Origin of the sequence: Rhodospirillum rubrum ATCC 11170 (assembly GCF_000013085.1) — a bacterium.
GTDB lineage: Bacteria > Pseudomonadota > Alphaproteobacteria > Rhodospirillales > Rhodospirillaceae > Rhodospirillum > Rhodospirillum rubrum.
Window position 1 is genome coordinate 2,044,152 of the sequence record NC_007643.1, and the last position, 23,846, is coordinate 2,067,997.

Genomic DNA, 23,846 nt, shown 5'->3' on the forward strand with positions numbered 1-23,846 from the left:
CTTCTTGATGGGCAGCCTATCGAGAAATGACCTATTACACATTTTAGGCGAAATTTCGTTTCGAATAATAGGGCGAAAATGGCGCAAAATTACAGGTGTTTGCGGGAGGTGCAAACCGCCTAGTCAGACGTTAAGTATCAGCCGATGGTTTATTCATTCCATATTCTTCGAAGGCAGCCATGAGCACCCAGGAAATCCGCGTGCGCGGTGCGCGCGAACACAACCTTCGCAATGTCGATGTGACCTTGCCCCGCGACAAACTGGTCGTGATCACCGGGCTGTCGGGTTCGGGGAAATCGAGTCTCGCTTTTGACACGATCTATGCCGAAGGCCAGCGGCGCTATGTGGAATCCCTGTCGGCCTATGCCCGCCAGTTCCTGGAGATGATGCAAAAGTCCGATGTGGATTCGATCGAGGGGCTGTCGCCAGCGATTTCCATCGAGCAGAAGACCACCTCGCGCAATCCGCGCTCGACCGTCGGCACCGTGACCGAGATCCACGACTACATGCGCCTGCTGTGGGCGCGCATCGGCGTTCCCCATTCCCCGGCCACCGGCCTGCCGATCGAAAGCCAGACGGTCAGCCAGATGGTCGATCGCACCCTGGCCCTGCCCGAAGGCACCCGGCTTTATCTGCTGGCCCCGGTGGCGCGCGGCCGCAAGGGCGAGTTCAAGAAGGAACTGGCCGAGCTGCAGAAAAAGGGCTTCAGCCGGGTCAAGGTCGATGGCACGATCTATGAGATCCCCGAGGTGCCCGCCCTCAACAAAAAGATCAAGCACGATATCGAGGTGGTGGTCGACCGTCTGGTGGTCCGCGCCGATATCGCCAGCCGGCTGGCCGATTCCTTTGAAACCGCCCTTGAGCTCTCCGATGGACTGGTCTTCGCCGAAGACGCGGTCTCGGGCGAGCGCCACACCTTTTCCGCCCGCTTCGCCTGCCCGGTCAGCGGCTTCACCATCGACGAGATCGAACCCCGGCTGTTCTCGTTCAACAATCCCTTCGGCGCCTGTCCGACCTGTGACGGCCTGGGGGTGACGCTGTATTTCGACCCCGAGCTGGTGGTGCCCGATCCCAGCCGCACCCTCAATCGCGGCGCCGTCGCCCCGTGGTCGGGACAAACCCCGCCCTCGCCCTATTACGCCCAGGCGCTGGCGAGCATCGCCGCCCATTTCGGCGCCGATATGGACACGCCGTGGAAGGATCTGCCCGAGGAGATGCGCCGGATCATCCTTGAAGGCTCGGGCAAGGAGATCATCCCGCTCAGCTTCGATGACGGCACGCGCAGCTATCGCACCCAGAAGCCCTTCGAAGGCGTCATCCCCAATATCGCCCGGCGCTGGCGCGAGACCGAAAGCAACTGGATCCGCGACGAATTATCGCGCTACCAGGGTTCGGCCCCCTGCCCGGCCTGCGGCGGCTATCGCCTGAAGCCCCAGGCCCTGGCGGTCAAGATCAACGGCCGCCATATCGGCGAGGCCTCCGAGGTTTCGATCGCCGAGGCCCGGGCCTGGTTCGCCGGGCTCGAGGCCAAACTCAGCCCCAAGCACCGCGAGATCGCCGACCGCATCTTGCGCGAGATCAACGAGCGCCTGGGCTTTCTCGGCAATGTCGGCCTTGATTATCTCAGCTTGTCGCGCAATTCGGGCACACTCTCGGGCGGCGAAAGCCAGCGCATCCGCTTGGCCAGCCAGATCGGTTCGGGGTTGACCGGGGTTCTTTATGTGCTCGACGAGCCGTCGATCGGCCTGCACCAGCGCGATAACGACCGCCTGCTGATCACGCTCAAGCGCCTGCGCGACATCGGCAATACGGTGATCGTCGTCGAGCACGACGAGGACGCCATTCGCAACGCCGATTATCTGGTCGACATGGGGCCCGGGGCGGGCGTCCACGGCGGCACCATCGTCGCCCAGGGCACGCCCGAACAGGTGATGGCCAATCCCGCCAGCCTGACCGGCCAGTATCTGACCGGCAAGCGCAGCGTGCCGGTGCCCACGGTTCGCCGCCAGGGCAATGGCAAAGTCCTGACCCTGCGCGGGGCGCGGGCCAATAATCTGCAAAACGTCGATGTGTCCATTCCGCTTGGCACCTTCACCTGCATCACCGGCGTCTCGGGCGGCGGCAAATCGACCCTGGTTTTGGAAACCCTTTACAAGGCGTTGGCCCGTCAGCTTCACGGGGCGCGCGATCTGCCCGGCGAGCATGACGCCATCGAAGGCGCCGAGCAGATCGACAAGATCGTCGATATCGACCAATCGCCGATCGGCCGCACGCCGCGCTCCAACCCCGCCACCTATACGGGCGCCTTCACCCCCATCCGCGACTGGTTCTCGGGCCTGCCCGAGGCCAAGGCCCGGGGCTATAAGCCCGGCCGCTTCTCGTTCAACGTCAAGGGCGGACGCTGCGAAGCCTGCCAGGGCGACGGGCTGATCAAGATCGAGATGCACTTCCTGCCCGATGTCTATGTCACCTGCGATGTCTGCAAGGGCAAGCGCTACAACCGCGAAACCCTGGATGTCACCTTCAAGGGCAAATCGATCGCCGATGTGTTGGATATGACGATCGAAGAGGCCGGTGACTTCTTCAAGGCGGTGCCGGCGGTGCGCGACAAGATGGAGATGCTCCAGCAGGTCGGGCTTGATTATATCCGCCTCGGCCAACAGGCGACGACCCTGTCGGGTGGCGAGGCCCAGCGCGTCAAGCTGGCCAAGGAACTGTCACGCCGGGCGACCGGGCGAACGCTTTATATCCTGGATGAGCCGACCACCGGCCTGCATTTCGAGGATGTGCGTAAGCTGATGGAGGTGCTGCAGGCCCTGGTCGATACGGGCAATACGGTGGTGGTGATCGAGCATAACCTGGAAGTGATCAAAACCGCCGACCATATCATCGACATGGGGCCAGAAGGCGGATCGGGCGGCGGCCGGGTGGTGGCCCAAGGCACTCCCGAGGAGGTCGCGGCCAATCCGGCCAGCCATACCGGCAGCTATCTCAAGCCCTATCTCTCGGCCCTCGCCCGGCGCAGCGCGTAAGGCGGCTTGCCGACGATGGGGCGGGCTTTCAGCCGAGCAGGGGGTGGACCGGGGCGAGCAGGCTGGCGCGCAACAGCAGGCCGGCCAGAACCACCAAGATCAGGCCGGCCAGGGTGCCGGCCAAGCCCCCCAGCAAGGCCGGTGACAGCGGCAGGCGGCGGGCCAGTCCGGCGATGGGCAGGCGCGAGGCCCGCGCCCCGACCGCCAGCAGGGCGACGGTCGCCGCCGTGCCCAGGGCCATGACATAGGCGGCGAGGATGCCCGCCGCCCATAGCCCCAGACCATTGGCCACCACCAGCACCAGGATCGCCCCGCTGCAGGGGCGAATGCCCACCGCCAGGGCGATCATCGCCGCCGACCGCCACTCGGTGGCCTTGGCGACCTGATCGGCGGTCGGACCATGGGCGTGACCGCAGTGGGCACAGGCCTCCTCGTCGCGCGCCTGTCCGGGGTGGGTGGGCCGATGGTCCCCGCCGGGGGAGGGTCGGCCCGCCCGGACGATCGCCAGCAGCCCCCGCCCGCCCAGATAAAGCCCAAGGCCGAGGATGGCGGCGTAGCTGGCCGGTTCCAACCAGCGCTCGGCGGTGCGATTGGCCCAATGGGCGCCGCCCCGCATCACCAGAAAGGCCCCATCGACCAGAACCACCGCCGTCGTCGCCTGGATCAGCGCGGCGGCGAGCGAGAGCAGGGCGGCCCGGCGAAATCCGGTCGCCGTGGTCGCCGCGTAAGCGCCGATCACCGCCTTGCCATGCCCCGGACCCAGGGCATGGAACACGCCATAGCCCAGGCTGGCGATCAGCAGGCCAACCCCCGCCGCTCCGCCCCCCTCGCCGGCCAGATCGCGCACCGCCTGCCCCAGTTCGCGGTGAAAGCCGGCCTGACGGCTGGTGATTGCCCGGGTCCAGTCGCTCAGCCAGTCGCCCGCGCCGGGCAGGCCGATCCCCCCAAGGACGATCACCCCCCCGCCGATGGCCACCACGGCGGCCCAGGCCAGGATCGGATGGTGGCGCCCGATCATTGGCAGACGACGCCGATGGTTTCGGCGAAGGGGGCGCCCAGGCCTTCCTGGCCCGGTTCGATGGTCTCGGCCAGGGCGACGGCGTCATCGATCATCGCCTCGCGCAGGCCCATCGGCGGGCGGATGTGCACGACGCAGGGCGGCAGGGCCGGGGTGATCTGGGCGGCGCCCGGTTTGTCCTCGAGCAAGATGGCGATGTAATAGCTTGGATCATAAACCCGAAGCGACAGGGTGGGGGCGACCGCCCGCAAGGAGGTTGGCGCCGCCAGGGCCAGGGTGAAGCGATAGATCAGGCGCCCCGCCTCCCACTTCGCCTCATGGGCGCGCACCTCGCCCCAGGTCTGGCGCTGGCCGCCGATTTTCAGTTCGGTGAAATAGTCCCAGTCGCGCAGATCAATCATTGCCTGGGCGATCATCGCCTCCAGCGCCGCCGGATCGGGGTGGCCGGCCTTGTCGCGCTTATAACCCTCGACGCTATAGGCGGAATAGATCTCGTCAAAGATCCAGGTGAGGGCGACGGTTTCCAGCCGTCCCTCGCCGTCGACCCCCAGGGCGACGCGGGCGTCGATCGACACATGGGGATGGGCGCGGGCCGGAAGCGTGCCACACAGGATCAAAAACAGAACAACGGATAGAAGACGAACCATCGCTATCTCCGGCGGCACACCAAGGATCGCAAAAAGCGCGACCGCTCTTCCCGACAAAAGGGAAGCCCGCGCCCTGTGGCCGAACTATGGCCTTATCATCCCCCGGGTCGGGCCCGCCCCGCAACCACGACCACCCGGCCGGCGTTTGATCGGCGCCCCCGGCGGTCGCCCGGGAGTGCCCGGGCCGGGAGCATCCGGCCCAAAGCCTTTGTGAAAGGGTAGCCCATGGTCCTCCCGCCCCGCTTCGCCGCCTCGCGCCCATGGCCGCCCTTATCGCGATGGGCCCTGGGGCTCGCCATCCTGGCCGTCGGCGTCCCCTTGTCCGCCGGCGCCCAATCCGGGCCGTTGCCTCCGGGATCGGTGGTCGCCGGCGGCTGGCTGGCCGAAGCCCAGGGCGTTGCCATGCGCTTGCATGCCGATGGCTCCTATGAGATCGAGGAACCGGGCCGCCCGCCGGCGGGCGGGCAATACGGCGTCGCTGGCGACACGGCGACTTTCAGCGCCGCCGCCGGCCTTTGCGCCGGCGACATCGGCCGCTATGGGGTGGTCCAGGAGGGCACGACCGATCTGCGCTTCGTGCTGATCGAAGACCCCTGCTTGCCCCGCCGCCTCGCCCTGGCCCAACCCTTCCACGCCATCGGCGAGACGACGCCGCCGTGACGGCGGCTCCGGCCGGGTCAGCCGGCCGCAAAGCGTCCTAAAAAGTCGTCGATCTCGCGATCGCTGACGATGTCATAGCGGTGCAGGGCGCTATCGACGGTTTGGCTGGTGATGCCGCGCCAGAAGATCATCGCCTCCTGCTTCTCGAAGGGGCCATAGCGTTCGACGGAATGGCCCTCGGCCATGGTCTTGAAATCGGTGCCGGCATATTCGCCGCCAACGACGAAAAACGCCTTGCCCTGGCGGTCATCCTCGTTGCGCACGAAATAGCGCACCATGGCGTTATCAACGGTTTTTCCCGTCAGCGCCCGCCAGCATTCATGGGCGCCGCTCTCGGTGAAGGGGCCGAAGCGTTCCTCGGGCGTTCCCTCGACCAGGGCGCTGAACGACGTATCGGCATATTCGCCGCCGACAACCCAATAGCTGCGTTTATCCATGATCGACATGTCCCCTGAACGGTTGGCGTCTATGGTTCGCGTCCTGCAGCCGGGCGGGATCGAGTATCCGATCGTTCCCGTCGGGGATGTTGTGTTGCCCAGGCGGGGCTTCCTGTCAAGGCCCGCCGCCAAGGGAACAGGCGCGGCTATTTCTAGACAGCCGGCTCGCGCCGCATTATGGGAGAAGCCATGACACAGCACCCTCCCCTCACCATCGTCGGCGGCGGTCTTGCCGGATGCGAAGCCGCTTGGCAGGCCGCCCGTGCCGGGCTGCGCGTGATCCTGATCGAGATGCGGCCGCTCCGCACTACCGAGGCCCATCTCGGCGACGGACTGGCCGAACTGGTCTGTTCGAATTCGCTGCGCTCGGATGATCCCCTTTATAACGCCGTCGGCCTCCTCCACGAGGAGATGCGCCGCGCCGGATCGTTGATCCTGGCGATGGCCGAGGCCCACCGGGTTCCCGCCGGCGGCGCCTTGGCTGTTGATCGCCAGGGCTTTTCCGACGCCATCACCCGCGCCCTGGCCGAGCATCCGCTGATCGAGATCCGCCGCGGCGAGGTCGACCGTCTGCCCGCAGTCGAGGACGGACCGGCGATCATCGCCAGCGGGCCGCTGACCTCGGCGGCTTTGGCCGCCGCCATCGCCGAGGCGACCGGCGAGACCAGTCTGGCCTTTTTCGACGCCATCGCCCCGATCGTCCATAAGGACAGCATCGATTTCGACCGCGCCTGGTTCCAGTCGCGCTACGACAAGGGCGACGGCCGCGACTACATCAATTGCCCGCTGACCCGCGACCAATACGACGCCTTCGTCGACGCCCTGCTGGCCGGCGAGAAAACCATGTTCAAGGAATGGGAAGGCACGCCCTATTTCGACGGCTGCCTGCCCATCGAGGTGATGGCCGAGCGCGGCCGCGAAACCCTGGCCTTCGGACCGATGAAGCCGGTGGGTCTGACCGACCCGCGCAATCCCGGTCTGCGCCCCCATGCGGTGGTGCAGCTGCGCCAGGATAACGCCCTGGGAACCCTCTACAACATGGTCGGCTTCCAAACCAAGCTGAAGCATGGCGAACAGGCGCGGATCTTCCGCATGATCCCCGGGCTGGAAAACGCCGAATTCGCCCGACTCGGCGGCATTCACCGCAATACCTTTCTCAACAGCCCGCGCCTTCTCGATCCGACGCTGCGCCTCAAGGCCCGCCCCCATCTGCGCTTCGCCGGCCAGATCACCGGCTGCGAGGGCTATGTGGAAAGCGCCGCCATCGGGCTGCTCGCCGGTCGTTTCGCCAGCGCCGAGATCCTCGACGCCGCCTCGTTTGCGCCGCCGCCGCCGACAACCGCCCTGGGCGGGCTGCTTGGCCATATCACCGGCGGCGCCAATGCCGAAACCTTCCAGCCGATGAATGTCAATTTCGGCCTGTTGCCGCCGCTTGAAGCCCGCCCCGTGCGCCCCGGCGCCAAGCCCCGGGTGCCCAAGGGCCGCGAGCGCAAGCTGGAATCCGCCCGCCGGGCTTTGGTCGATCTCGGCGATTGGCTGCGCCAGCCCTCGCCCTGGTCGGCCGAGGATTCCCCGCGCGCCGCCCTTCCCATCCCCGAGCCCACCCCGCTGGGCCCAGCGAGCGGCTCAAGCGAGTAAAGCAAAGTCCAACAAGGGGTTATGCGTCATTCCTCACAAAAAAACAGGCCCGGAAACGGGCCTGTTGAGAGGGATAGGGATGGGGAGGACGGACCAGCAAGGCGGACGATTGAGCGCGCGGCGCAAGGCGGAATCACCCCGCCTCAAGCTGGCGCGGCTTGGGGTCGCACGGCGCCGCCTCTCTTTGGCTGAACGGCATACGCCCCTTCCTTCCCCGATAGGCGAGCGCCTTCCGGGGGGAAATCGGGCGTCCACGACGGGGGCGCCCGAAAGCGGCAGTGGATAAGAACGCCCGCAGGCGACGGTGTATGATGACGCCCGCGGGCGGTCAGTGCATGCCCGACAGGGCAAGCACGGTGCGGCCCCATTCGGCGGAGGCCGGGGCACCGATGCCACCGACATCTTCGATCTGCGGGGATTGAACGCCGGCAAGCAGCCCAAGGGCGGTGGTGCCGACATCGATCGCGCCGGCAAAAACGATGCTGAGAGCGACGACACTAAAAGCGGCGGCCATATGCTGGCCGAGAGTGCAGCGAATGAAGGGCATCGCCTGCCTCCTTTTCCTCGACCCCCCGGACCCGGGGGAGGGGTGGATACCGAAGCATCCGAGGTTCTGTTCAACGTCAGGATCTTAGAATACGCTTTTTAAGAAAAAACTTCAAGTCTTTGAATCCCCAATCTTTTCCGGGTCTTGATAGAAAGTCGCCGCCCCCCTCCCCTTTTCGGTCGGAGCGGACCGGAGGCGGTTTCGCGGCCGTCAGATACGGCCCCTTATCCCGGTCCAGAACAGCGAGAACGGCCGGCGGACGATGGTCCACAGGCCGGGATCGGCCGGGTCGCCGCCGCTTTGGCGCAACAGGGCCAGATAGGGGCGGGCCAGCGGGGCGAGCAGAAACGGCGAGAGATGGCGGCGGTCGATGCGCCGGCGCAGGGCCCGGGCCTCGGCCAACAGGTCCTCGACCTCGCCCACCAGATCCAAGCATAGGGCCTTTGCCGCCTCCGTGACCGGTGGCGCCGATAAATCCTCGCGGGTGACGCCGCGCTCGTCGGCTAACTGCGATGGCAGGTAAAGGCGACCCTGGGCGGCCATCGGGCACAGCGTCCGCACCACGCCGAGCAGTCCCCAGGCCGTTCCCACATGGCCGGCGGCGGCGATCGTCGACGGATCGGCGCCCAGCAGGGCGGCGGCCATCCTCGACAGCCCGCCGGCGGTGTCCTCGGCATAGCCGCGAAGATCGGCCGGGGTGGCGAAGGGCTCGGCGGCGAGATCAAGCCGCCGCGCCGCGATGGCGGCGCTCAACGTCGGGCGGTCAAGCCGGCCGCCGGCGATCAACCGCTCCATCGCCTCGCCAACCGGATGGCCGCGGGCGATCACCGCGCCGCTGAAGGCCCCCTCGCACAGGTCATGCCACCATTGCAGACGCATCTCGCCGATCAAAGCCTCGCTGACCGTTTCGGCGATGCGGGCGATTTCGACGTTAAAGGCATAAAGCGCCATCAGATTTTCCCGTTGTTCAGCCGGAGCGAACAGCGCGGTCTGAAAGCGGTTGGGATCAAAGTCGCGCACCGCGCCGGCCAGCGGCGAGAGGTCTTCGGCTTGGGCCATCGGAACGTCCTTCTTCGTGGTCCGTTGGGCGTAAAGAGGGGGCGCCCCAGGTGATTTTGCCCGATACCCCTTCAAATTCGTCGGGAACCCCCATAAATGGCGTATATCGCCTGCGAACCCGCCATCGGTTTTCCCGACGATCGGGAGAGCGGCGACACAAACAATCTAGGAGAGATCGACATGGCTTTCGAACTGCCGCCCCTGCCCTTCGCCAAGGAGGCCCTGGAGCCGCATATTTCAGCCAAGACTTTCGAATTTCATCATGGCAAGCATCATAACGCCTATGTCACCACCCTCAATTCGTTGATCAAAGATACCCCCCTGGCCGATAAGTCGCTTGAGGATATCATTACCACCGTGGCCGGCGACGCCGCCAAGACCCCGGTCTTCAACAATGCCGCCCAGGTGTGGAACCACACGTTTTTCTGGAACAGCCTGTCGCCGACCGGCGGCGGCCAGCCGACCGGCGCGGCCAAAGAGGCGATCGACGGCGCCTTCGGCTCGCTCGACGCCTTCAAGGAGCAGTTCAAGCAGGCCGGCGTCACCCAATTCGGCAGTGGCTGGGCTTGGCTGGTGGTGGACGGCGGCAAGCTGTCGATCGCCAAGACGCCCAATGCCGAATTGCCCCTGACCAAGGGCCAGACCGCCGTTCTGACCTGCGATGTCTGGGAGCATGCCTATTATCTGGATTACCAGAATCGCCGCCCCGACTTCCTGCAGACCTTCCTGGATCACCTCGTGAACTGGGACTTCCTGGCGGCCAATCTGGCCAAGGCCTGATCGGCGCCGGGCGCGCGGCGGCGAAACGGCTGTTTGGCCCCCGCAAAGGGGCCGGCGCGTCGCCGTCGCCGCCCGCCACGGTTGCCCCGGCTGCCCGGTTATGGCACCGTCCCCCCCAGTCGACGAAACCGATGGGAGGTATGTCAGGGTATGAACGAAGTCATCACGGTCCGGGATGCGGCGGAAAGCGACGCCCCGTCCATCGCCCGGCTTTTCGTTCAGGCCGGGGAAGGCCTTTACGAATTTCTTCTTGGCGGCCTGATCCCCGACATGGAATCTTGGCAGATGGTCAGCCATCTGGTGGAGGCCGGCGACAGCCCGATCGGCTGGCCCGAATGCCGCGTCGCCGTGATGGAGGACACCGTTGTCGGCATGGTCAACGCCTTCCCGGTCGAGCGCCTCGATGAATTGTCCCTGGATCTGATCCCGGCCGACCGCACCAACCATTTGGCGCCTCTGTTCGCCCTGCGCGATGCCGGAAGCATGCTGATCAACGCCATGGCGGTCAGCCCGACCCAGCGCGGCGCCGGTATCGGCCGCAAGCTGGTCGGCGAGGCCCTGGGCATGGCCGGGGCCGAGGGCCGCAAGCGGGTCAGCCTGCAGGTCTGGTCGACCAACACCCGGGCGATCGCCCTTTACGAGGATTTCGGCTTCCAGGTGACCGGCGAGATCACCTTGCCCTTCACCCCCCGCCTGTCCGCCCGCCGCACGCTGTTGATGGCCCGCGAGATCTAACAAGGCCCCTCTTTCCGCCGCTCGCCGGATCGCTTCGGCGGGCGACGGTCGCTTTTATAGGGCGATCAGCGCCGCCGCCACCCGGCGATCCTCCTGGATCAGCACGTTGTAGGTCCGGCAGGCGGCCCCCGTGTCCATGGTCTCGGGGGCGATCCCGGCCGCGCTCAGGGCCTCGCGCAGCGGGCGCGGCAACAAGGTCATGCGCGGCCCACAGCCGATGAGCACGATATCGAGATCCTCGGCCATGGCCAGCAGCGGCGCCAGACTGGCGAGGTCCATCTCGTCGATGCGGGTGGCCACCCAGGGAAAAACCCGTTCGGGGGTGACAAGAAGCGAGCCCAGATGGCGCTCGCCGCTCACCCGGAAGCCGCCATCGCCATAGGCTTCGACCACCCGCCGGCTGGCGGGAATTTCCATCTTCAATTCCATGGATCTGCGTCCCTTTTTTGTCCCAGATCAGGGAGTTAGCGGCGTTCCTTGCGGGACGGCGGAGCGGCGGCGGGCTTGGCCTGGGCGGGTTTCCCGGCGGCGACGGCGGGGGCGTTTTTGGCTTTGCCCGGGGCGGCGCGGGGCGGAGGAGTATCCTCCCCGTCGTCCTCGCCCTCCCGACCGTCGTCCGCCGTCTTGGAGCGGCCGCGAAAGGCCATCAGCGCCGGAACGGCGACATAGATCGACGACAGCGTGCCGACCACCGTTCCCCAGATAAGCGCCAGGGCGAAGCCGCGCAACTGCGGCCCGCCGAGCAGGGCGAGGCAGGCCATGGTGACCAGGGTGCTGCCCGACAGCACGATGGTGCGGGCCAGGGTGCGATTGATCGACTTGTTGACCACCGTGGCCAGCGGGGCGTCGGGGGTAAGGGCCAGTTCCTCGCGCACCCGATCAAAGATCACCACCGTGTCGTTGATCGAATAGCAGGCCACCGTCAGCAAGGCGGCGATGCTGGTCAGATCGAAGGGGATCTGAAACAGGGCGTAAAGGCCAAGCACGGCGACCACGTCATGGCTCAGGGCAAGGACGACGCCCAGGGCGTAATGCCAGTCGAAGCGCAGCCACACATAGGCCGCGATCAGCACCAGGGCGAGGGCGACGGTCAGCAGCCCGGCGATCGTCGCCTCGCCGCCCACGGTCGGGCCGACCAGATTGGTCCTGCGATAGGTCGCCCCCTCTCCCAAAGCCGTCTTGACCCCCTCCAGGGCCTGCAGCATGGCCTGATCGCCGCCGGTCTGGCGGCCGACCCGCACGGTGACGCTACGGCCATCCTCGCCATAGGTGGTCACGTCGACCTCGCCGACGACGCTCGCCCGCAAGCTCTGGCGCAGGTCGACCGGGTCCATCGCCGTCGCCGTCCGCGCCTCGACCACCAGCCCGCCGGTGAAATCGATGCCCAGATCCAGGCCGCGCAGGCCAAGGGCGAGCAGGCAGACGAGGAGCAGCGCCGCCGAAGCCGCCATCACCCGCGCGCGGCTGACAAGGAAATCATAGTGGAAGTCGGCGGTCAGTCGGGCGAAGGGACGCGGCATGATGGGGCGGACCCTTTAAAGGGGAATGGTTTTCGGCCGCGCCAGACGCAGCCAGAGCGCGACGATCAGTCGGTTGAGCAGCATCGCCGTGAACAGGGCGCTCACGGCCCCCAGCGTCAGGGTGACGGCAAATCCCCGCACCGGTCCGCCGCCCAGCCAAAATAGCAAGGCGCCAACGCCCAGCGTCAGGATATTGGCGTCCAGCACGGCCGAAAAGGCCTTGCCGAAGCCCGCCCGCAGCGCCTCGTCCACCGCCAGCCCGGCGCGGGCCTCCTCGCCGATGCGCTCGAAGATCAGCACGCTGGCGTCCACCGCCATGCCGATGGTCAGGGCGATGCCGGCGATGCCGGGCAAGGTCAGCGTCGCCCCCAGCCCCGATAGCATGCCAAACAGCAGGCAGAAATTAAGACCAAGGGCGATGGTGGCGAAAACCCCGAACAAACCATAGACGGCGATCAGGAAGACGGTCACCGCCAAAGCCCCCGCCGCGCTGGCCAAGGCGCCGGCGGCGACGCGATCGGCGCCCAGGCTGGGGCCGACGGTGCGTTCCTCGACGATCCGAAAGGGCGTGGGCAGGGCGCCAACGCGCAGCATCAGGGCCAGATCCTGGGCGGCGCGGGTGGAAAAGGCGCCATCGAGCAAAAGGCCGATGCCCCCCGATCCGGGCTGGCGCAGAAGGCGGACGGCCACCGCCTCGCCGTCAATCGTCGCCTCAAGTCCGCGCTCGCCGCCCTCGCCGCCGCGCATCTGGATGATGCGTCGCTCGCCGACGCCATCAAAGCGCAGGCTGATCAAAGGTTTGCCGTTCTGAACCGTCGCCTGGGCGCTCGTCAGCCGATCGCCGTCGATCGTTCCCCCCTCGCCATTCGCCGCCCGGATCGACAACCGCGCCGGCCGCCATAGCAGGTCCCTCACCCGCTCCGAGTCGTCCAATCCGGGCAAGGCGACCAGGATGCGGCGGTCGGAGCGCCGTTCCAGACGGATTTCGCTGAGGCCCGCCTCACGCAGACGCTGGCGCAGCACTCCCAGGCCGCGGGCGACCATGCGGTCGGTGCGCTCGGCCTGGGCGATGGCGGTAAAGGTCAGGCGGATGGCCCCGGCGGGGGTGATCTCCGCCTCGGTTCCGGCTTCAAGCCCGCGCAACAGCCGCAGCGCCGCGGCGCGCTGGCCCGCATCGGCGATATCGACGACCACCGCCCCGTCCTCGCCCAGATTGGCCGCTCCACCGATGCGTTCGCCGCGCAGGGCGGCGCCGGCGCTGGCGGCCAGCGCCACCTGGGTCTCATGGACCAGGGCCGGCGCGTCAAGGTCGATCAGGAAGGTGCTGCCGCCCTTGAGGTCAAGCCCCAGGGAAAGCGGTCGCCACCAGCGCAAGCCACCCTCGCCCGCCCCGGGAACCACATTGGCTAAAGAAAAGGTGATCCCGGCCAGAACGACCAGGATCACCGGAATGGCTTTCCACAGACTGAACAAGGCGGGCATCCCAGGTCTCCGACAAACGGAAAAACCAACCCGCTAGATCAAACCGCGCGCGACGAAACGCCGGTGGCGCGGATCCTTCGATCTAGAGTGGAAAAGGCGGAGGGGCGCGCCGAAGCCGAACTCCGCCCGGTCACCCCGTTGGCGGCTCCGGTTCCTGGTGATCGAACCGGTATCGCCCCAACGGACCGACGTGTGCTTGATATATACTTACTTCTTGCCGCCGAAGAAGCCCTTCAGGCGCGAGGCCGGGGCATCCTTGGGGGCGGCGGGATCGACGGTATCGTTCGACGCTTCGCCGGGCACCGGCTCGGTCTTGGACAACACATTGCCGATCATATCGCGCATGACCCGAACCTTCACGTTCTCGGCGATCTCCAGGCTCAGTTCCTGTTCGTTGATCACCTTGACCACCGTGCCGATCAGGCCGCCGTTGGTAACGACCTTGTCGCCGCGCCGAACCGCGCTCAGCATCGCCTTGTGTTCCTTCATCCGGCGCTGCTGCGGGCGAATGAGCAGGAAGTAGAAGATGACAAAGATCAGAATGAGCGGCAGGAAGGCCTCCAGGCCGCCCAGCGCGCCTCCGGGAGCCGATTGGGCATAAGCCGGGGAGATAAGCATCAGGTCCTCGTTCCATTTCATGGGTGGTCTTGGCGGGAAGCCGCCATGGCTCCACCCGCCGGGGGAGAGCGGACTATACCCAGCCCGGTCGCCGCTTGCAAACACCCAGGGCCGGGGATTATCCAGGCCGCTGGCTTTCTTTTATGAACACCCGCGCCCGCGCGGCTTTTTCCCCGGAGTACCTCGCCGATGACTCAAGTCCCGCCATCCGCCTCCCCCGCCGATCTTCTCGCCGTGCTCGAACGCATCGCCACGGCGCTTGAACGTCAGGGGGCGCCCGCCGTCCCGGCCAACAGCCTCGACGGCGCCGACGCCTTCGTCTGGCATGCGGCGGAAAGCTGGCTCGAGCCGGTTTGCCGGGTCAATCGGGTCGATATCGCCCTGCTCCAGGGAATCGAGCGCCAGCGCCAGACCCTTTATGACAACACCCTGCGCTTCGCCCACGGCCTGCCCGCCAATAACGCCCTGCTGTGGGGGGCGCGCGGAACGGGCAAGTCGTCGCTGGTCAAGGCCGTCCACGCCAGCGTCAATCAGGCCCTGACCGCCAAGGGCGCCGCCCCGGTCGCCCTGGTCGAGATCCACCGCGAGGATATCCCGACCCTGCCCCGGCTTCTGCGCATCCTGGCGGCCTCGGGCCGGCCCTGCCTGTTGTTTTGCGATGATCTGTCTTTTGATGGAAACGACAGCAGTTACAAGTCGTTGAAGGCCGTTCTCGAAGGCGGCATCGAAGGGCGACCCGATACGGTCATCTTCTATGCGACCTCGAACCGCCGCCACCTTCTGGCCCGCGAGATGGTCGAGAACGAGCAATCCACCGCCCTTCACGCCGGCGAGGCGGTCGAGGAAAAGGTCAGCCTGTCCGATCGCTTCGGCCTGTGGCTGGGCTTCCACAATGTCGACCAGCCGACCTATTTCGACATCGTCGACGGCTATGCCCGGGCCTATGGCCTGGACATCGAAACCGAAGACCTCCATCGCGAGGCGCGGGAATGGTCGATGGCGCGCGGCAGCCGCTCGGGCCGCACCGCCTGGCAGTTCATCCAGGATCTCGCCGGCCGCCTGGGCAAGACCCTGGAGTAGGACAGTCCACCCCCATCTTACCGGCTCGCCACTTTCTGGCCGGTAAGATAGGGGGTGGGATCGATGGGCTTGCCGTTGCGGCGGATCTCGAAATGGATCTGCGGCGCGCCGACCCCGCCCGAGGACCCGACGCGGGCGATGGTCTGGCCCCGGCTGACGGTTTCGCCGCGCTTGACCAGCAGCGCGTCGTTATGGGCATAGGCGGTCATGAAACCGCCCTCGTGCTTGATCAACAGAAGATTGCCAAAGCCCCTGATTTCATTGCCGGCATAGGCGACGACGCCGGTTTCGGCGGCGGTGACCGGCGTGCCCCGGGGGGCGGCGATATTGATGCCGTCGTTATGCTGGCCCTTGGGCGTCGCGCCAAATCCCGACAGCACCGTTCCGCGCACCGGCCAGGCGAAGGCGCCCGAGCGTTCGGGCGGCGTTGGAACCGGGCCGTGGGCGGTGGCCGGAGTCGGGCTGACCGGAGCCGGGGCGGCCATCGGCGGCGCCGGCTGGGTGGTGAGCGGTGGCGCGGCCGATGGCGGCGGCCGCAAGACTCCGGTCGCGCCTTGAGCCGGCGACGAGGCGGTCGCGCCCTGGGCGGGCGAGGACCCGGTTACGCCCTGGGCGGGCGAGGCCCCGTTTGCGCCCTGTGCGGGCGACGGTGAGCCCGCCGGAGCCTGGGTCGCGGGGGACGGGGCGGCGGCGGGACCGCCGGGCGCCACCCAGACGCTGGTGGGCGCGGCATGGGGACTGGCCGGTGGCGCGGCCTGGGCGGTCTGGCTTCCCGGATAGGCGGCCGTACCCGGATAGGCCGCCGCCCCGGGATAAGCCGAGGGCGGCGGCAGGGATTCGCGGGCGACGGGGATCGAGGTGGCGGCCAAGGCCTCGTCGCCGTCGCTTGGCGGCGCCTCTTCGCCGGGGATGCTCAGCGCCTGACCGACCTTGATCAGATTGGTATCGTCGATGGCGTTGAGCCGGGCCAGCCGGTTCATGTCGATCGAATAGCGCTTGGCGATGGAATACAGGGTATCGCCGCGCGCCACCGTATGGATCTTCTGGCCGGGCAGCCGCAGCACCTGACCGATATGCAAGATGAACGGCGGCGACAGGGCGTTTTCCTTGATGATCGCCGGCACCGGAATGCCGAAGCGGCGCGACACCGCATACACCGTATCGCCCTGGGCCACCGTATAGGAGCGCGCTTGGCGCTCGCTATCGGGGGTGGGGCCGAAATCGGAGGACCCGCCGCCGCAGGACGCGACGGCCAATCCTAGGGCGACCGTAAGCGCCGCCGCCCGAACGGATGGGAGACGGGGGCTTGGCCGGGATATATTCTGCGCGGACGAGGTCATGGCCCCACTATAGGGGTGCTGGTCCGCCCCCACAATGGGGCGCCAGGGCATCAGAGGTGGTAAGGGGGCGCTCATGCCCCGGGCGCGTCGCGCGGCGGCAGGCCATCGACCAGCGGAACGAAGCGCACGGGGAACAGGCGTTCGGTCACCAGGGCGTCCTCGGCGGTGCGGCGCACGCGAACCACCTCCTGGGCGCCGCTCTCCTTGCCCACGGGCAAAACCATCACCCCGCCGATGGCCAACTGGGCGACCAGCACCTTGGGGATATCCAGGGCGGCGGCGGTGACCAGGATGCGTTCAAAGGGGGCTTGTTCGGGCCAGCCGCGTCCGCCATCGCCCTCGCGGGTGACCACGGTGCGATGCAGGCCCAGGGCGGTCAGCCGGGCCTCGGCCTCGCGCAGCAGCGCGCCATGGCGTTCGATCGTATAAACCCGCCGGCACAAGCGGGCGAGAACGGCGGTCTGGTATCCCGATCCGGTGCCGATTTCCAGCACCTTGTGGCGGTCGTTCAAATCCAGGGCCTGGGTCATCAAGCCGACCACCAGCGGTTGGCTGATCGTTTGGCCGCAGCCGATGGGCAGGGCGGTGTTCTCATAGGCCTGATCGGAGAAGGGCGCCGAAACGAAGGCGTCGCGTGGCACCCGCTCGATGGCGGCGAGAACGGGAGTGGCCGATACGCCGTTCTGGCGCAACTCCATGATCAGCCGGATCTTGCGCGATGGAACGCTCACGGGGCCGCTCTCCCTGGATTGGATGTCAAAAGGCCCCCGTCAACGCCTCGATCGTCGGCAGATCGGTCATATCGACACACAGCGGGGTCACGGTGATGGCGCCGCGAGAGATCGCCTCCATATCGGTCCCCGCCGTCTTGCGGTCTTCCTTGCGCTGGGCGCCGATCCACAGATAGGGGCGATCGCGCGGATCGCGGCGCTCTTCGATATCATCGCCCATCTTGCGCCGCCCCTGGCGCTTCAGTTCGATCCCCGTCACCGCGTCGAGCGGACAATCGGGGAAATTGACGTTGATCAGCACCTGACGGTTCCACGGCCGCCCGCAGACCCGGCGGATCACGTCGCTGGCATGGGTCGCCGCCACCTGGAAGGGATCGGCGATGCCCGTGCCGTTGGTTTCAAACACCTGCGACAGGGCGATGGCGCGCAGGCCAAGCAAGGTCCCCTCCATCGCCGCGGCGACGGTGCCCGAGTAATGGACATCCTCGCCCAGATTGCCGCCGCGATTGATCCCCGACACCACCAGATCGGGCGGCCGGTCCATCAGGTGGTTGACCGCCACCAGCACGCAGTCGGTGGGGGTGCCGCGCACCGAAAAGCGCTTCTCGCCGCGCGCCCGGAAGCGCAAGGGATCATGGATGGTCAGGGCGTGGCCGGCGCCGCTTTGTTCGGTTTCCGGGGCGACGATCCACACGTCGTCGGACAAGGTGCGCGCCACCCGTTCGAGCACGGCCAGACCTTCGGCTTCGAAGCCGTCGTCATTGGACAGCAGGATGCGCGCGCGGGAAAGATCGGTCAGCGGCGAAAACATCAGTCCCCCAACCGCTCAAGTCCGCCCATATAGCCGCGCAGGGCCTCGGGGACGCTCACCGTGCCATCGGCGTTCTGATAATTCTCCAGCACCGCCACCAGACAGCGGCCCACGGCCACGCCCGAGCCATTGAGCGTGTGAACGAAGCGCGTGCCCTTCTCGCCCTCGACCTTGAAGCGGCCATTCATCCGCCGCGCCTGGAAGTCGCCCGTGTTGGAGCACGACGAGATTTCCCGGTAGCGGTCCTGGCCGGGCAGCCAGACCTCCAGGTCATAGGTCTGGCGGGCGCTGAACCCGACATCGCCCGCGCAGAGCGCCATCACCCGATAAGGCAGCTCCAGGCGCTTGAGCACATCCTCGGCGCAAGCGGTCATCCGCTCCAGTTCGGCCGCCGAGTCGTCGGGATGGACGATCGACACCATCTCGACCTTCTCGAACTGGTGCTGGCGGATCATGCCCCGGGTATCCTTGCCCGCCGCCCCGGCTTCCGAGCGGAAGCACTGGGTGAAGGCGGTCATGCGCAACGGCAGGGCCGTGGCGGCGAGCACCTGCCCGGCGACCAGATTGGTCACGGTGACCTCGGCCGTCGGGATCAAGAAGAAATCCCCCTCGACGCGGAACAGATCCTCGGCGAATTTGGGCAGCTGGCCGGTTCCCTGCAGGGCCGGGGCGCGGACCAGAACCGGGGTCTGCACCTCCTGATAGCCATGCTCGGTGATGTGCAGATCCAGCATGAACTGGCCAAGGGCGCGTTCCAAGCGGGCGATCTGCCCCTTGAGCACGACGAAGCGCGCCCCCGACAGCCGGGCGGCGGCCTCGAAATCCATGCCGCCCAGGCTCTCGCCGATCTCGAAATGCTGACGCGGGGTGAACTCGAAGGCGCGCGGCGTTCCCCAGCGGCGCACCTCGACATTGGCGCTTTCGTCGGGGCCTTCGGGAACGCCGTCGTCCAGGATATTGGGCAGGCCCATCAGATGGCCGTCGAGGTCGCGATCGAGGTCCCCCAGACGCGCCTCCAACGCGGCCATCGTCGCCTTGATGCCGGCGACCTCATCGACCAACGCCTGGGCGTCGCCGCCCTCCTTCTTGACCAGGCCGATGCGCTTGGACGCCTCGTTGCGTCGCGCCTGCAGATCGTTCAACTCGGTCTGAACGGCGCGACGCTGGCTATCGAGATCAAGGACCAGGGCCGAGCGCGGCTCCAGCCGCCGACGGGCCAGGGCGAGGTCGAAGGCCTCGGGAGTTTCGCGAATGGCTTTTAGGTCGTGCATCTCGGTTCGTCCGTCGGCTGGCGTGTGGGGGTCTGCGAGGCGGCAAGAGGTGTGGCGGAAAAAAGGCGCAGGGTCGTCTTTATAGCGGGCTAATGCCCATGATTCCAGTCGGTCTCTTCGAAGCGCCCCGGATCGCCGTCGGCCCCGGCCTCTTCATCGCGGGCAAGCGGAGCGGCCAAGGCCGTGGTCCCGCCCCGCTTATGGGCGGTCGACGGCGCTGCGGCCGCCGGAGGGGGCTCGTCGTCGTCGAGATTCTCAAGATCGTCGTCTTCGATCCCCTTGCTCTTTTCCACCATCCGCGCCGCGACGATCGAAAGCTCGTAGAGGACCAGCAGCGGAATGGCCAGCATCACCTGGCTCATGATGTCGGGGGGGGTGATGACGGCGGCGCCGGCGAAAACGGCGACGATGGCGTATTTGCGCGCCTTGGCCAGCCCGCGCGAGGTGACCAGCCCAACCCGGGCCATCAGCGTCAGGGCGACGGGCATCTGGAAGCTGAAGCCGAAAGCCAGGATCAGCTTCATCACCAAGCCAAGATATTCGCCGACCTTGGCTTCCAGCTGGATCGGCAAAACGGTTTGCTCGCGCGTCGTCTGAAAGCCGAGCAAGAACGACCAAGCCATTGGCATAACAAGATAATAAACCATCGCCGCCCCAAGGATGAACAACATCGGGCTGACGATGAGGAACGGCAGAAAGGCGCGCTTCTCGTGGCGGTACAATCCGGGAGCCACGAACATCCAGATCTGGGTGGCGATCAGCGGAAAGCTGAGCACGATCGCGCCAAAGGCGCCAACCTTGACATAGGTGAAAAACGCCTCGGTCAGCGCGGTATAGATCATGCGCTGCGACCCGCCCACCCGCTCCATCACCCGGGCAAGCGGCAAGACCAGAATATTATAGATTTCCTGGGCATAGGCGAAACAGGCGAAAAAGGCGACAAGGAAGAACACCGTCGACCATAAAAGACGGCTGCGCAGTTCGATCAGATGATCGATCAGCGGCATTTTCTTGTCTTCAAGGTCGGAATCTTCGTCGCGCGTCGCGTCCGCCGGAGCCATATTTTTCCTCGATAAACGACCGCCCCGGGGAAACCGGGGCCGGTTTTAGTCTTGCGGCGGAAGGGAGCCGTCGGTCCGTCGATCAGGCCCGGCCGACGGGGACGGCGGCGCGGCGCCGGTGGCCGGCGGAACCGGCTGCGCGGGCGCCTGCGGGGGAAGCGACGGCGGGGCCGCCGGGGACGTCCCGAAGGGACCGGCCGGGGACGGCGGCGGGACAGACGACAGGCTGGCGGCCAGCTTGCCATCGGGATCGATCGCTTGATCGATCTTGCGGCCGACATCGGTGCGCGCCAAGGTCGTGACCTGACGGCGCACGTCCTCGGCGCCGGTCTCGCGCATCACGTCATCCATCTGCCGCTGGAATTCCGATCCCAACGAACGGATCTTGCGCACCCATTTTCCGGCGGTGCGCAGCACATTGGGCAGATCCTTGGGGCCGATGACGATAAGCGCCACGACACCGACAAGGGCTATTTCCGACCAACTGAGATCGAACATGGTCTACCGCCACTGCAAAACGACCGTCTCCTCCCACACGCGGGCGCGGCGGGAAGAGACTGGGAAGCGAAAGGCTTTAGCCCCGCGGAGCGTCGTCGCGGTGGACCGGCGGCTGCTGGGGCGGCTGCTGCGGCTGTTGGGGCTGCTGGGGCGGATAAATGGTCTGGGCGGGCTTGCCATCCTCGATCCCCCGACGCTCGGCGCTAACCGAGGCCGCCTCGTCGTCCTCATCGTCCGCCATGCCTTTCTTGAAGGCCTTGACGCCCTTGGCGACATCGCCCATCAGCCGCGGAATCTTGCCCGCTCCGAACAGCAGCAGAACCACGACCAGAACGATGATCCAATGCCAGATGCTTGAAAAACCCATAAGTCCTCCACCAAGGCGAGAGCGACGAGCGGAACAGTGGAAACCGCGCTTTGGCGATTTCTCCGCTAAGAAAATCGATACCACGCTCCTCCCGGCACTGGGGGAAGCAAGCCCGGCATCTCCGGCCCGAAAAGCCGCCGGATCATCGCAGAAACCCCCCGGCCCCGCAACGCCAAGACCGGCGGCAAGGGGTTGTTTTTCGACTCCAAAGCCAACCGCCGACGATAGCACCCTTCGCTCGCTGGGATAGGGCTTTCCCAGATCGGCCGCCTTTTAGCCCCTCGGCCGTCGGGGCGGCGGGCGCAGCAGGTCGAGCTGGTCGGTTTCGCGCCGTCCGGGCTGTCCGGTCAGCGTGCCCTCGTCCTCGACATCGGCCAGGATATCATCGCCGTCGCGGGCATGGGTGCCATAGGCGGCCAGCGCCGGGCGGCGATCAAGCAGGCCGGCGGCCTTCAGATCCTCGACCCCGGGCAGATCATCGACCGAGCCCAGGCCGAAATGGTCGAGGAAGCCCTCCGTGGTGCCCCAGGTCAGCGGTCGTCCAGCGGTCTGGCGGCGGCCACAGGGGTGGATCCAGCCGGCCTCGAGCAAAAGATCAAGCGTGCCCTTGGACAGGGCGACGCCCCGGATCTCCTCGATATCGGCCCGGGTCACCGGCTGGTGATAGGCGATGATCGCCAAGGTCTCGATCGCCGCCCGCGACAGGCGACGCGGTTCGGTGGTTTCCAGGCGCAGCTGGCCGGCCAGATCGGCCGCCGTGCGAAAGGCCCAGCGTCCGCCGCTTTCAACCAGCACCACCCCGCGCTGGCGGTAATGATCGGCCAAGGCCCCAAGAAGCGCCGCGACATCGGCCCCCGCCGGCAGGCGCGAAGCCAGATCGGCCACGCTCAAGGGGGTGGGCGCGGCGAACAACAGGGCCTCGATCAGGCGGATCAGGGCGAAATCGGCTCCGTCCTCGGCAAAGGGGAGCGTCGTGTCGATATCCGGTTTCATGGCGCCACGCCTGTCCTGTTGCCCGCCGCCACCGGCCGCACGGTGATCGGCGCATAAACCCCACCGTCTTGGCGCAGGTCGAGAACGCCTTGCTTGGCCAGTTCCAAGGTGGCGACGAAGGTCGCCGCCACCGCCGAGCGGCGGACCAGCGGATCCTCCAACCCCGGGGGCAGAAAATTACGGATCGGCGTCCAATCGGCCAAGCCGCCGAGCAGGGCGCCAATACGGCGAATGGCGTTCTCGACGCTATACAGGGTGAAGGCCTCGATCGCCAGAACCGGGGGCGGCTCAAGGCTGAGGCGCACCTTGCCATAGGCGCGGAGCAGGTCATACAAACCCGCCTGATAGGCCGTGCGGGTGACCATTGCCACCCCTTCGGGCGCGCCGCGGGCGAAGACATCGCGCCCCAGGCGCGGCCGGGCCATCAGGGTGGTTCCGGCCCGTTGCATGGCCTCCAGGCGGCGCAGGTGGAACTGCAAGGCCGCCGCCATATCCTCGCCGCTCGGCTCCTGTTCGTTTTTGGGCGCGGGGATCAGCAGCCGCGACTTGAGATAGGCGAGCCATGCCGCCATCACCAGATAATCGCCGGCCAGTTCCAGGTGGATCTGGCGGGCGCGGGCGACGAAGGCCAGATATTGCTCGGCCAGACGCAGGATCGACAGCTTGGTCAGATCGACCTTCTGGCTGCGCGCCAGGGTCAACAGCACGTCGATCGGCCCCTCGAAGCCGTCGAGATCGAGGACCAGATCGTCGGCGCTCCGCCCCGCCGCCGGGGGCGCGGGGTCCTCTGGGAAGGCGTCGCTGGCCATGACGGCCCTGCCCCGCCCGCTCAGAACAGCGGGATGCCGGCCGTGGTGTAGACGGCGCCCAGCAGGGCGCGCACCACCGGGCCGATGATCCGCGAGAACGGATCGAAATCCACCCCGAACTGGCTCAAGGCCAGGGGAAGCAGGAAGATCACCCCGATCAGCGCCAGCATCCCCACCCGTTCCATGCGGGCGACCACCACCGCCGCCCGCATCGGCAAGATGCCGACCAGCACCCGGCCGCCATCCAAGGGCGGCACCGGGATCATGTTGAACACCGCCAGCACGCAGTTGATCAGCACCGATTTCTGCAAGGTGGTGATCAGCCAGTCGGCGGCCGGATCGGGCAGCAGCAACGCCCCATGCAAGGCGGCGGCGGAAACCACCGCCAGGAAGATATTCATCCCCGGGCCGGCCAGCGCCACCCAGGCCATATCGCGCTTAGGGTGGCGCAGATTGCGATAATCGACGGGAACCGGCTTGGCCCAGCCGAACAGGAAGGGGGCGCCGACCAGAAACAGCAGCCCCGGCAGCACCAGGGTGCCGAAGGGATCGACATGGCGGATGGGATTGAGCGTCACCCGCCCCAGCAGCCGCGCCGTCTGGTCGCCCAAAGCCGAGGCGACATAGCCATGCGCCGCCTCGTGCAGGGTGATGGCCAGGATCAGCCCGGGAAGCCAGGTCAGAATGCCAAAGATCATGTCACCCATCGGCG

25 protein-coding genes are annotated in these 23,846 nt (G+C 66.9%); 6 read left to right on the plus strand and 19 right to left on the minus strand.

Translation table 11 applies throughout. The annotated features are described in order from the left end of the window. Positions 1 to 179 precede the first annotated feature (179 nt). Positions 180 to 3,032, plus strand: coding sequence for an excinuclease ABC subunit UvrA (uvrA, locus tag RRU_RS09100; RefSeq protein ID WP_011389505.1), 2,853 nt, complete (start codon positions 180 to 182; stop codon positions 3,030 to 3,032). A 28-nt stretch (positions 3,033 to 3,060) separates the two neighbouring features. On the opposite strand, the gene RRU_RS09105 is transcribed toward uvrA, so the two are convergent. Together RRU_RS09105 and RRU_RS09110 are read right to left on the minus strand one after the other, a co-directional pair. Continuing rightward, positions 3,061 to 4,050, minus strand: a complete 990-nt coding sequence (locus tag RRU_RS09105; protein ID WP_011389506.1) for a nickel transporter — start codon at positions 4,048 to 4,050, stop codon at positions 3,061 to 3,063. After that, positions 4,047 to 4,697 (minus strand): DUF1007 family protein, encoded by a 651-nt coding sequence (locus RRU_RS09110; RefSeq protein ID WP_011389507.1) that lies wholly within the window; start codon positions 4,695 to 4,697, stop codon positions 4,047 to 4,049. Before RRU_RS09110 ends, RRU_RS09105 begins: the two co-directional genes overlap by 4 nt. 225 nt (positions 4,698 to 4,922) lie before the next feature. On the opposite strand from RRU_RS09110, the gene RRU_RS09115 reads away from it, so the two are divergent. Continuing rightward, positions 4,923 to 5,357 carry a hypothetical protein gene (locus RRU_RS09115; protein WP_011389508.1) on the plus strand — a complete coding sequence of 145 codons (435 nt, stop codon included), beginning with the start codon at positions 4,923 to 4,925 and terminating at the stop codon, positions 5,355 to 5,357. Between the two features lie 17 nt (positions 5,358 to 5,374). Here the strand turns inward: RRU_RS09115 and RRU_RS09120 are convergent, their stop codons facing one another. Further along, positions 5,375 to 5,794 carry a DUF4170 domain-containing protein gene (locus tag RRU_RS09120; protein WP_011389509.1) on the minus strand — a complete coding sequence of 140 codons (420 nt, stop codon included), beginning with the start codon at positions 5,792 to 5,794 and terminating at the stop codon, positions 5,375 to 5,377. Between the two features lie 189 nt (positions 5,795 to 5,983). Here RRU_RS09120 and trmFO point away from each other — a divergent pair, with 189 nt between their 5' ends. Continuing rightward, on the plus strand, positions 5,984 to 7,432 hold the full coding sequence (gene trmFO, locus RRU_RS09125; protein ID WP_011389510.1) for a methylenetetrahydrofolate--tRNA-(uracil(54)-C(5))-methyltransferase (FADH(2)-oxidizing) TrmFO: 1,449 nt from the start codon (positions 5,984 to 5,986) through the stop codon (positions 7,430 to 7,432). A gap of 328 nt (positions 7,433 to 7,760) precedes the next feature. Here trmFO and RRU_RS09130 read toward each other — a convergent pair whose 3' ends face one another. Together RRU_RS09130 and RRU_RS09135 are read right to left on the minus strand one after the other, a co-directional pair. After that, the gene (locus RRU_RS09130) at positions 7,761 to 7,979 is read right to left on the minus strand and encodes a hypothetical protein (protein WP_011389511.1); all 219 of its coding nucleotides are present in this window, start codon (positions 7,977 to 7,979) and stop codon (positions 7,761 to 7,763) included. 210 nt (positions 7,980 to 8,189) lie between these two features. Then, on the minus strand, positions 8,190 to 9,038 hold the full coding sequence (locus RRU_RS09135; RefSeq protein WP_011389512.1) for a phytoene/squalene synthase family protein: 849 nt from the start codon (positions 9,036 to 9,038) through the stop codon (positions 8,190 to 8,192). 180 nt (positions 9,039 to 9,218) lie between these two features. On the opposite strand from RRU_RS09135, the gene RRU_RS09140 reads away from it, so the two are divergent. Continuing rightward, a complete protein-coding gene (locus tag RRU_RS09140; protein ID WP_042440414.1) occupies positions 9,219 to 9,818 on the plus strand; it encodes a superoxide dismutase in 600 nt (199 codons plus the stop codon). A 150-nt stretch (positions 9,819 to 9,968) separates the two neighbouring features. Continuing rightward, complete coding sequence (locus RRU_RS09145) at positions 9,969 to 10,553, plus strand: GNAT family N-acetyltransferase (RefSeq protein WP_011389514.1); 585 nt, start codon at positions 9,969 to 9,971, stop codon at positions 10,551 to 10,553. Between the two features lie 54 nt (positions 10,554 to 10,607). On the opposite strand, the gene RRU_RS09150 is transcribed toward RRU_RS09145, so the two are convergent. The 4 genes from RRU_RS09150 to yajC form a co-directional block, all read right to left on the minus strand. Then, the gene (locus RRU_RS09150; RefSeq protein ID WP_011389515.1) at positions 10,608 to 10,982 is read right to left on the minus strand and encodes an Mth938-like domain-containing protein; all 375 of its coding nucleotides are present in this window, start codon (positions 10,980 to 10,982) and stop codon (positions 10,608 to 10,610) included. 35 nt (positions 10,983 to 11,017) lie between these two features. Next, the gene (secF, locus tag RRU_RS09155; RefSeq protein WP_011389516.1) at positions 11,018 to 12,073 is read right to left on the minus strand and encodes a protein translocase subunit SecF; all 1,056 of its coding nucleotides are present in this window, start codon (positions 12,071 to 12,073) and stop codon (positions 11,018 to 11,020) included. 15 nt (positions 12,074 to 12,088) lie between these two features. After that, positions 12,089 to 13,555: a protein translocase subunit SecD gene (secD, locus tag RRU_RS09160; protein WP_011389517.1), complete on the minus strand. Its 1,467-nt coding sequence runs from the start codon at positions 13,553 to 13,555 to the stop codon at positions 12,089 to 12,091. 207 nt (positions 13,556 to 13,762) lie between these two features. Further along, positions 13,763 to 14,173: a preprotein translocase subunit YajC gene (gene yajC, locus RRU_RS09165; protein ID WP_014626242.1), complete on the minus strand. Its 411-nt coding sequence runs from the start codon at positions 14,171 to 14,173 to the stop codon at positions 13,763 to 13,765. Positions 14,174 to 14,362: 189 nt separating this feature from the next. Here yajC and RRU_RS09170 point away from each other — a divergent pair, with 189 nt between their 5' ends. Further along, positions 14,363 to 15,253: an ATP-binding protein gene (locus RRU_RS09170; RefSeq protein WP_011389519.1), complete on the plus strand. Its 891-nt coding sequence runs from the start codon at positions 14,363 to 14,365 to the stop codon at positions 15,251 to 15,253. Positions 15,254 to 15,270: 17 nt separating this feature from the next. On the opposite strand, the gene RRU_RS09175 is transcribed toward RRU_RS09170, so the two are convergent. The 10 genes from RRU_RS09175 to RRU_RS09220 all read right to left on the minus strand — a co-directional run bounded on the left by RRU_RS09175 (position 15,271) and on the right by RRU_RS09220 (position 23,841). Then, complete coding sequence (locus tag RRU_RS09175; protein WP_014626243.1) at positions 15,271 to 16,509, minus strand: M23 family metallopeptidase; 1,239 nt, start codon at positions 16,507 to 16,509, stop codon at positions 15,271 to 15,273. Positions 16,510 to 16,664: 155 nt separating this feature from the next. Further along, positions 16,665 to 17,324 (minus strand): protein-L-isoaspartate(D-aspartate) O-methyltransferase, encoded by a 660-nt coding sequence (locus tag RRU_RS09180; RefSeq protein ID WP_011389521.1) that lies wholly within the window; start codon positions 17,322 to 17,324, stop codon positions 16,665 to 16,667. Positions 17,325 to 17,349: 25 nt separating this feature from the next. Further along, on the minus strand, positions 17,350 to 18,135 hold the full coding sequence (gene surE / locus RRU_RS09185) for a 5'/3'-nucleotidase SurE (protein ID WP_011389522.1): 786 nt from the start codon (positions 18,133 to 18,135) through the stop codon (positions 17,350 to 17,352). Continuing rightward, entirely contained in the window at positions 18,135 to 19,406 is a 1,272-nt protein-coding gene (gene serS, locus RRU_RS09190) for a serine--tRNA ligase (protein WP_011389523.1), read from the minus strand. The genes surE and serS overlap by 1 nt, the downstream gene beginning before the upstream one ends. A gap of 89 nt (positions 19,407 to 19,495) precedes the next feature. Beyond that, the gene (gene tatC, locus RRU_RS09195; protein WP_011389524.1) at positions 19,496 to 20,467 is read right to left on the minus strand and encodes a twin-arginine translocase subunit TatC; all 972 of its coding nucleotides are present in this window, start codon (positions 20,465 to 20,467) and stop codon (positions 19,496 to 19,498) included. A 45-nt stretch (positions 20,468 to 20,512) separates the two neighbouring features. After that, positions 20,513 to 20,965: a Sec-independent protein translocase protein TatB gene (gene tatB, locus RRU_RS09200; RefSeq protein ID WP_011389525.1), complete on the minus strand. Its 453-nt coding sequence runs from the start codon at positions 20,963 to 20,965 to the stop codon at positions 20,513 to 20,515. Positions 20,966 to 21,041: 76 nt separating this feature from the next. Next, positions 21,042 to 21,332 (minus strand): twin-arginine translocase TatA/TatE family subunit, encoded by a 291-nt coding sequence (locus RRU_RS09205; protein ID WP_011389526.1) that lies wholly within the window; start codon positions 21,330 to 21,332, stop codon positions 21,042 to 21,044. A gap of 273 nt (positions 21,333 to 21,605) precedes the next feature. Further along, the gene (scpB, locus tag RRU_RS09210) at positions 21,606 to 22,325 is read right to left on the minus strand and encodes an SMC-Scp complex subunit ScpB (RefSeq protein ID WP_011389527.1); all 720 of its coding nucleotides are present in this window, start codon (positions 22,323 to 22,325) and stop codon (positions 21,606 to 21,608) included. Then, on the minus strand, positions 22,322 to 23,134 hold the full coding sequence (locus tag RRU_RS09215) for a segregation and condensation protein A (protein WP_011389528.1): 813 nt from the start codon (positions 23,132 to 23,134) through the stop codon (positions 22,322 to 22,324). Before RRU_RS09215 ends, scpB begins: the two co-directional genes overlap by 4 nt. A 20-nt stretch (positions 23,135 to 23,154) precedes the next feature. Then, complete coding sequence (locus RRU_RS09220; RefSeq protein ID WP_011389529.1) at positions 23,155 to 23,841, minus strand: site-2 protease family protein; 687 nt, start codon at positions 23,839 to 23,841, stop codon at positions 23,155 to 23,157. Positions 23,842 to 23,846: the final 5 nt, after the last annotated feature.

What these genes read in the sequence shown, in the direction of transcription:
- uvrA (WP_011389505.1), top strand. Translation starts at nt 180, where the DNA reads ATGAGCACCCAGGAAATCCGCGTGCGCGGTGCGCGCGAACACAACCTT.
- RRU_RS09105 (WP_011389506.1), bottom strand. Translation starts at nt 4,050, where the DNA reads ATGATCGGGCGCCACCATCCGATCCTGGCCTGGGCCGCCGTGGTGGCC.
- RRU_RS09110 (WP_011389507.1), bottom strand. Translation starts at nt 4,697, where the DNA reads ATGGTTCGTCTTCTATCCGTTGTTCTGTTTTTGATCCTGTGTGGCACG.
- RRU_RS09115 (WP_011389508.1), top strand. Translation starts at nt 4,923, where the DNA reads ATGGTCCTCCCGCCCCGCTTCGCCGCCTCGCGCCCATGGCCGCCCTTA.
- RRU_RS09120 (WP_011389509.1), bottom strand. Translation starts at nt 5,794, where the DNA reads ATGGATAAACGCAGCTATTGGGTTGTCGGCGGCGAATATGCCGATACG.
- trmFO (WP_011389510.1), top strand. Translation starts at nt 5,984, where the DNA reads ATGACACAGCACCCTCCCCTCACCATCGTCGGCGGCGGTCTTGCCGGA.
- RRU_RS09130 (WP_011389511.1), bottom strand. Translation starts at nt 7,979, where the DNA reads ATGCCCTTCATTCGCTGCACTCTCGGCCAGCATATGGCCGCCGCTTTT.
- RRU_RS09135 (WP_011389512.1), bottom strand. Translation starts at nt 9,038, where the DNA reads ATGGCCCAAGCCGAAGACCTCTCGCCGCTGGCCGGCGCGGTGCGCGAC.
- RRU_RS09140 (WP_042440414.1), top strand. Translation starts at nt 9,219, where the DNA reads ATGGCTTTCGAACTGCCGCCCCTGCCCTTCGCCAAGGAGGCCCTGGAG.
- RRU_RS09145 (WP_011389514.1), top strand. Translation starts at nt 9,969, where the DNA reads ATGAACGAAGTCATCACGGTCCGGGATGCGGCGGAAAGCGACGCCCCG.
- RRU_RS09150 (WP_011389515.1), bottom strand. Translation starts at nt 10,982, where the DNA reads ATGGAATTGAAGATGGAAATTCCCGCCAGCCGGCGGGTGGTCGAAGCC.
- secF (WP_011389516.1), bottom strand. Translation starts at nt 12,073, where the DNA reads ATGCCGCGTCCCTTCGCCCGACTGACCGCCGACTTCCACTATGATTTC.
- secD (WP_011389517.1), bottom strand. Translation starts at nt 13,555, where the DNA reads ATGCCCGCCTTGTTCAGTCTGTGGAAAGCCATTCCGGTGATCCTGGTC.
- yajC (WP_014626242.1), bottom strand. Translation starts at nt 14,173, where the DNA reads ATGCTTATCTCCCCGGCTTATGCCCAATCGGCTCCCGGAGGCGCGCTG.
- RRU_RS09170 (WP_011389519.1), top strand. Translation starts at nt 14,363, where the DNA reads ATGACTCAAGTCCCGCCATCCGCCTCCCCCGCCGATCTTCTCGCCGTG.
- surE (WP_011389522.1), bottom strand. Translation starts at nt 18,135, where the DNA reads ATGTTTTCGCCGCTGACCGATCTTTCCCGCGCGCGCATCCTGCTGTCC.
- serS (WP_011389523.1), bottom strand. Translation starts at nt 19,406, where the DNA reads ATGCACGACCTAAAAGCCATTCGCGAAACTCCCGAGGCCTTCGACCTC.
- tatC (WP_011389524.1), bottom strand. Translation starts at nt 20,467, where the DNA reads ATGGCTCCGGCGGACGCGACGCGCGACGAAGATTCCGACCTTGAAGAC.
- tatB (WP_011389525.1), bottom strand. Translation starts at nt 20,965, where the DNA reads ATGTTCGATCTCAGTTGGTCGGAAATAGCCCTTGTCGGTGTCGTGGCG.
- RRU_RS09205 (WP_011389526.1), bottom strand. Translation starts at nt 21,332, where the DNA reads ATGGGTTTTTCAAGCATCTGGCATTGGATCATCGTTCTGGTCGTGGTT.
- scpB (WP_011389527.1), bottom strand. Translation starts at nt 22,325, where the DNA reads ATGAAACCGGATATCGACACGACGCTCCCCTTTGCCGAGGACGGAGCC.
- RRU_RS09215 (WP_011389528.1), bottom strand. Translation starts at nt 23,134, where the DNA reads ATGGCCAGCGACGCCTTCCCAGAGGACCCCGCGCCCCCGGCGGCGGGG.
- RRU_RS09220 (WP_011389529.1), bottom strand. Translation starts at nt 23,841, where the DNA reads ATGGGTGACATGATCTTTGGCATTCTGACCTGGCTTCCCGGGCTGATC.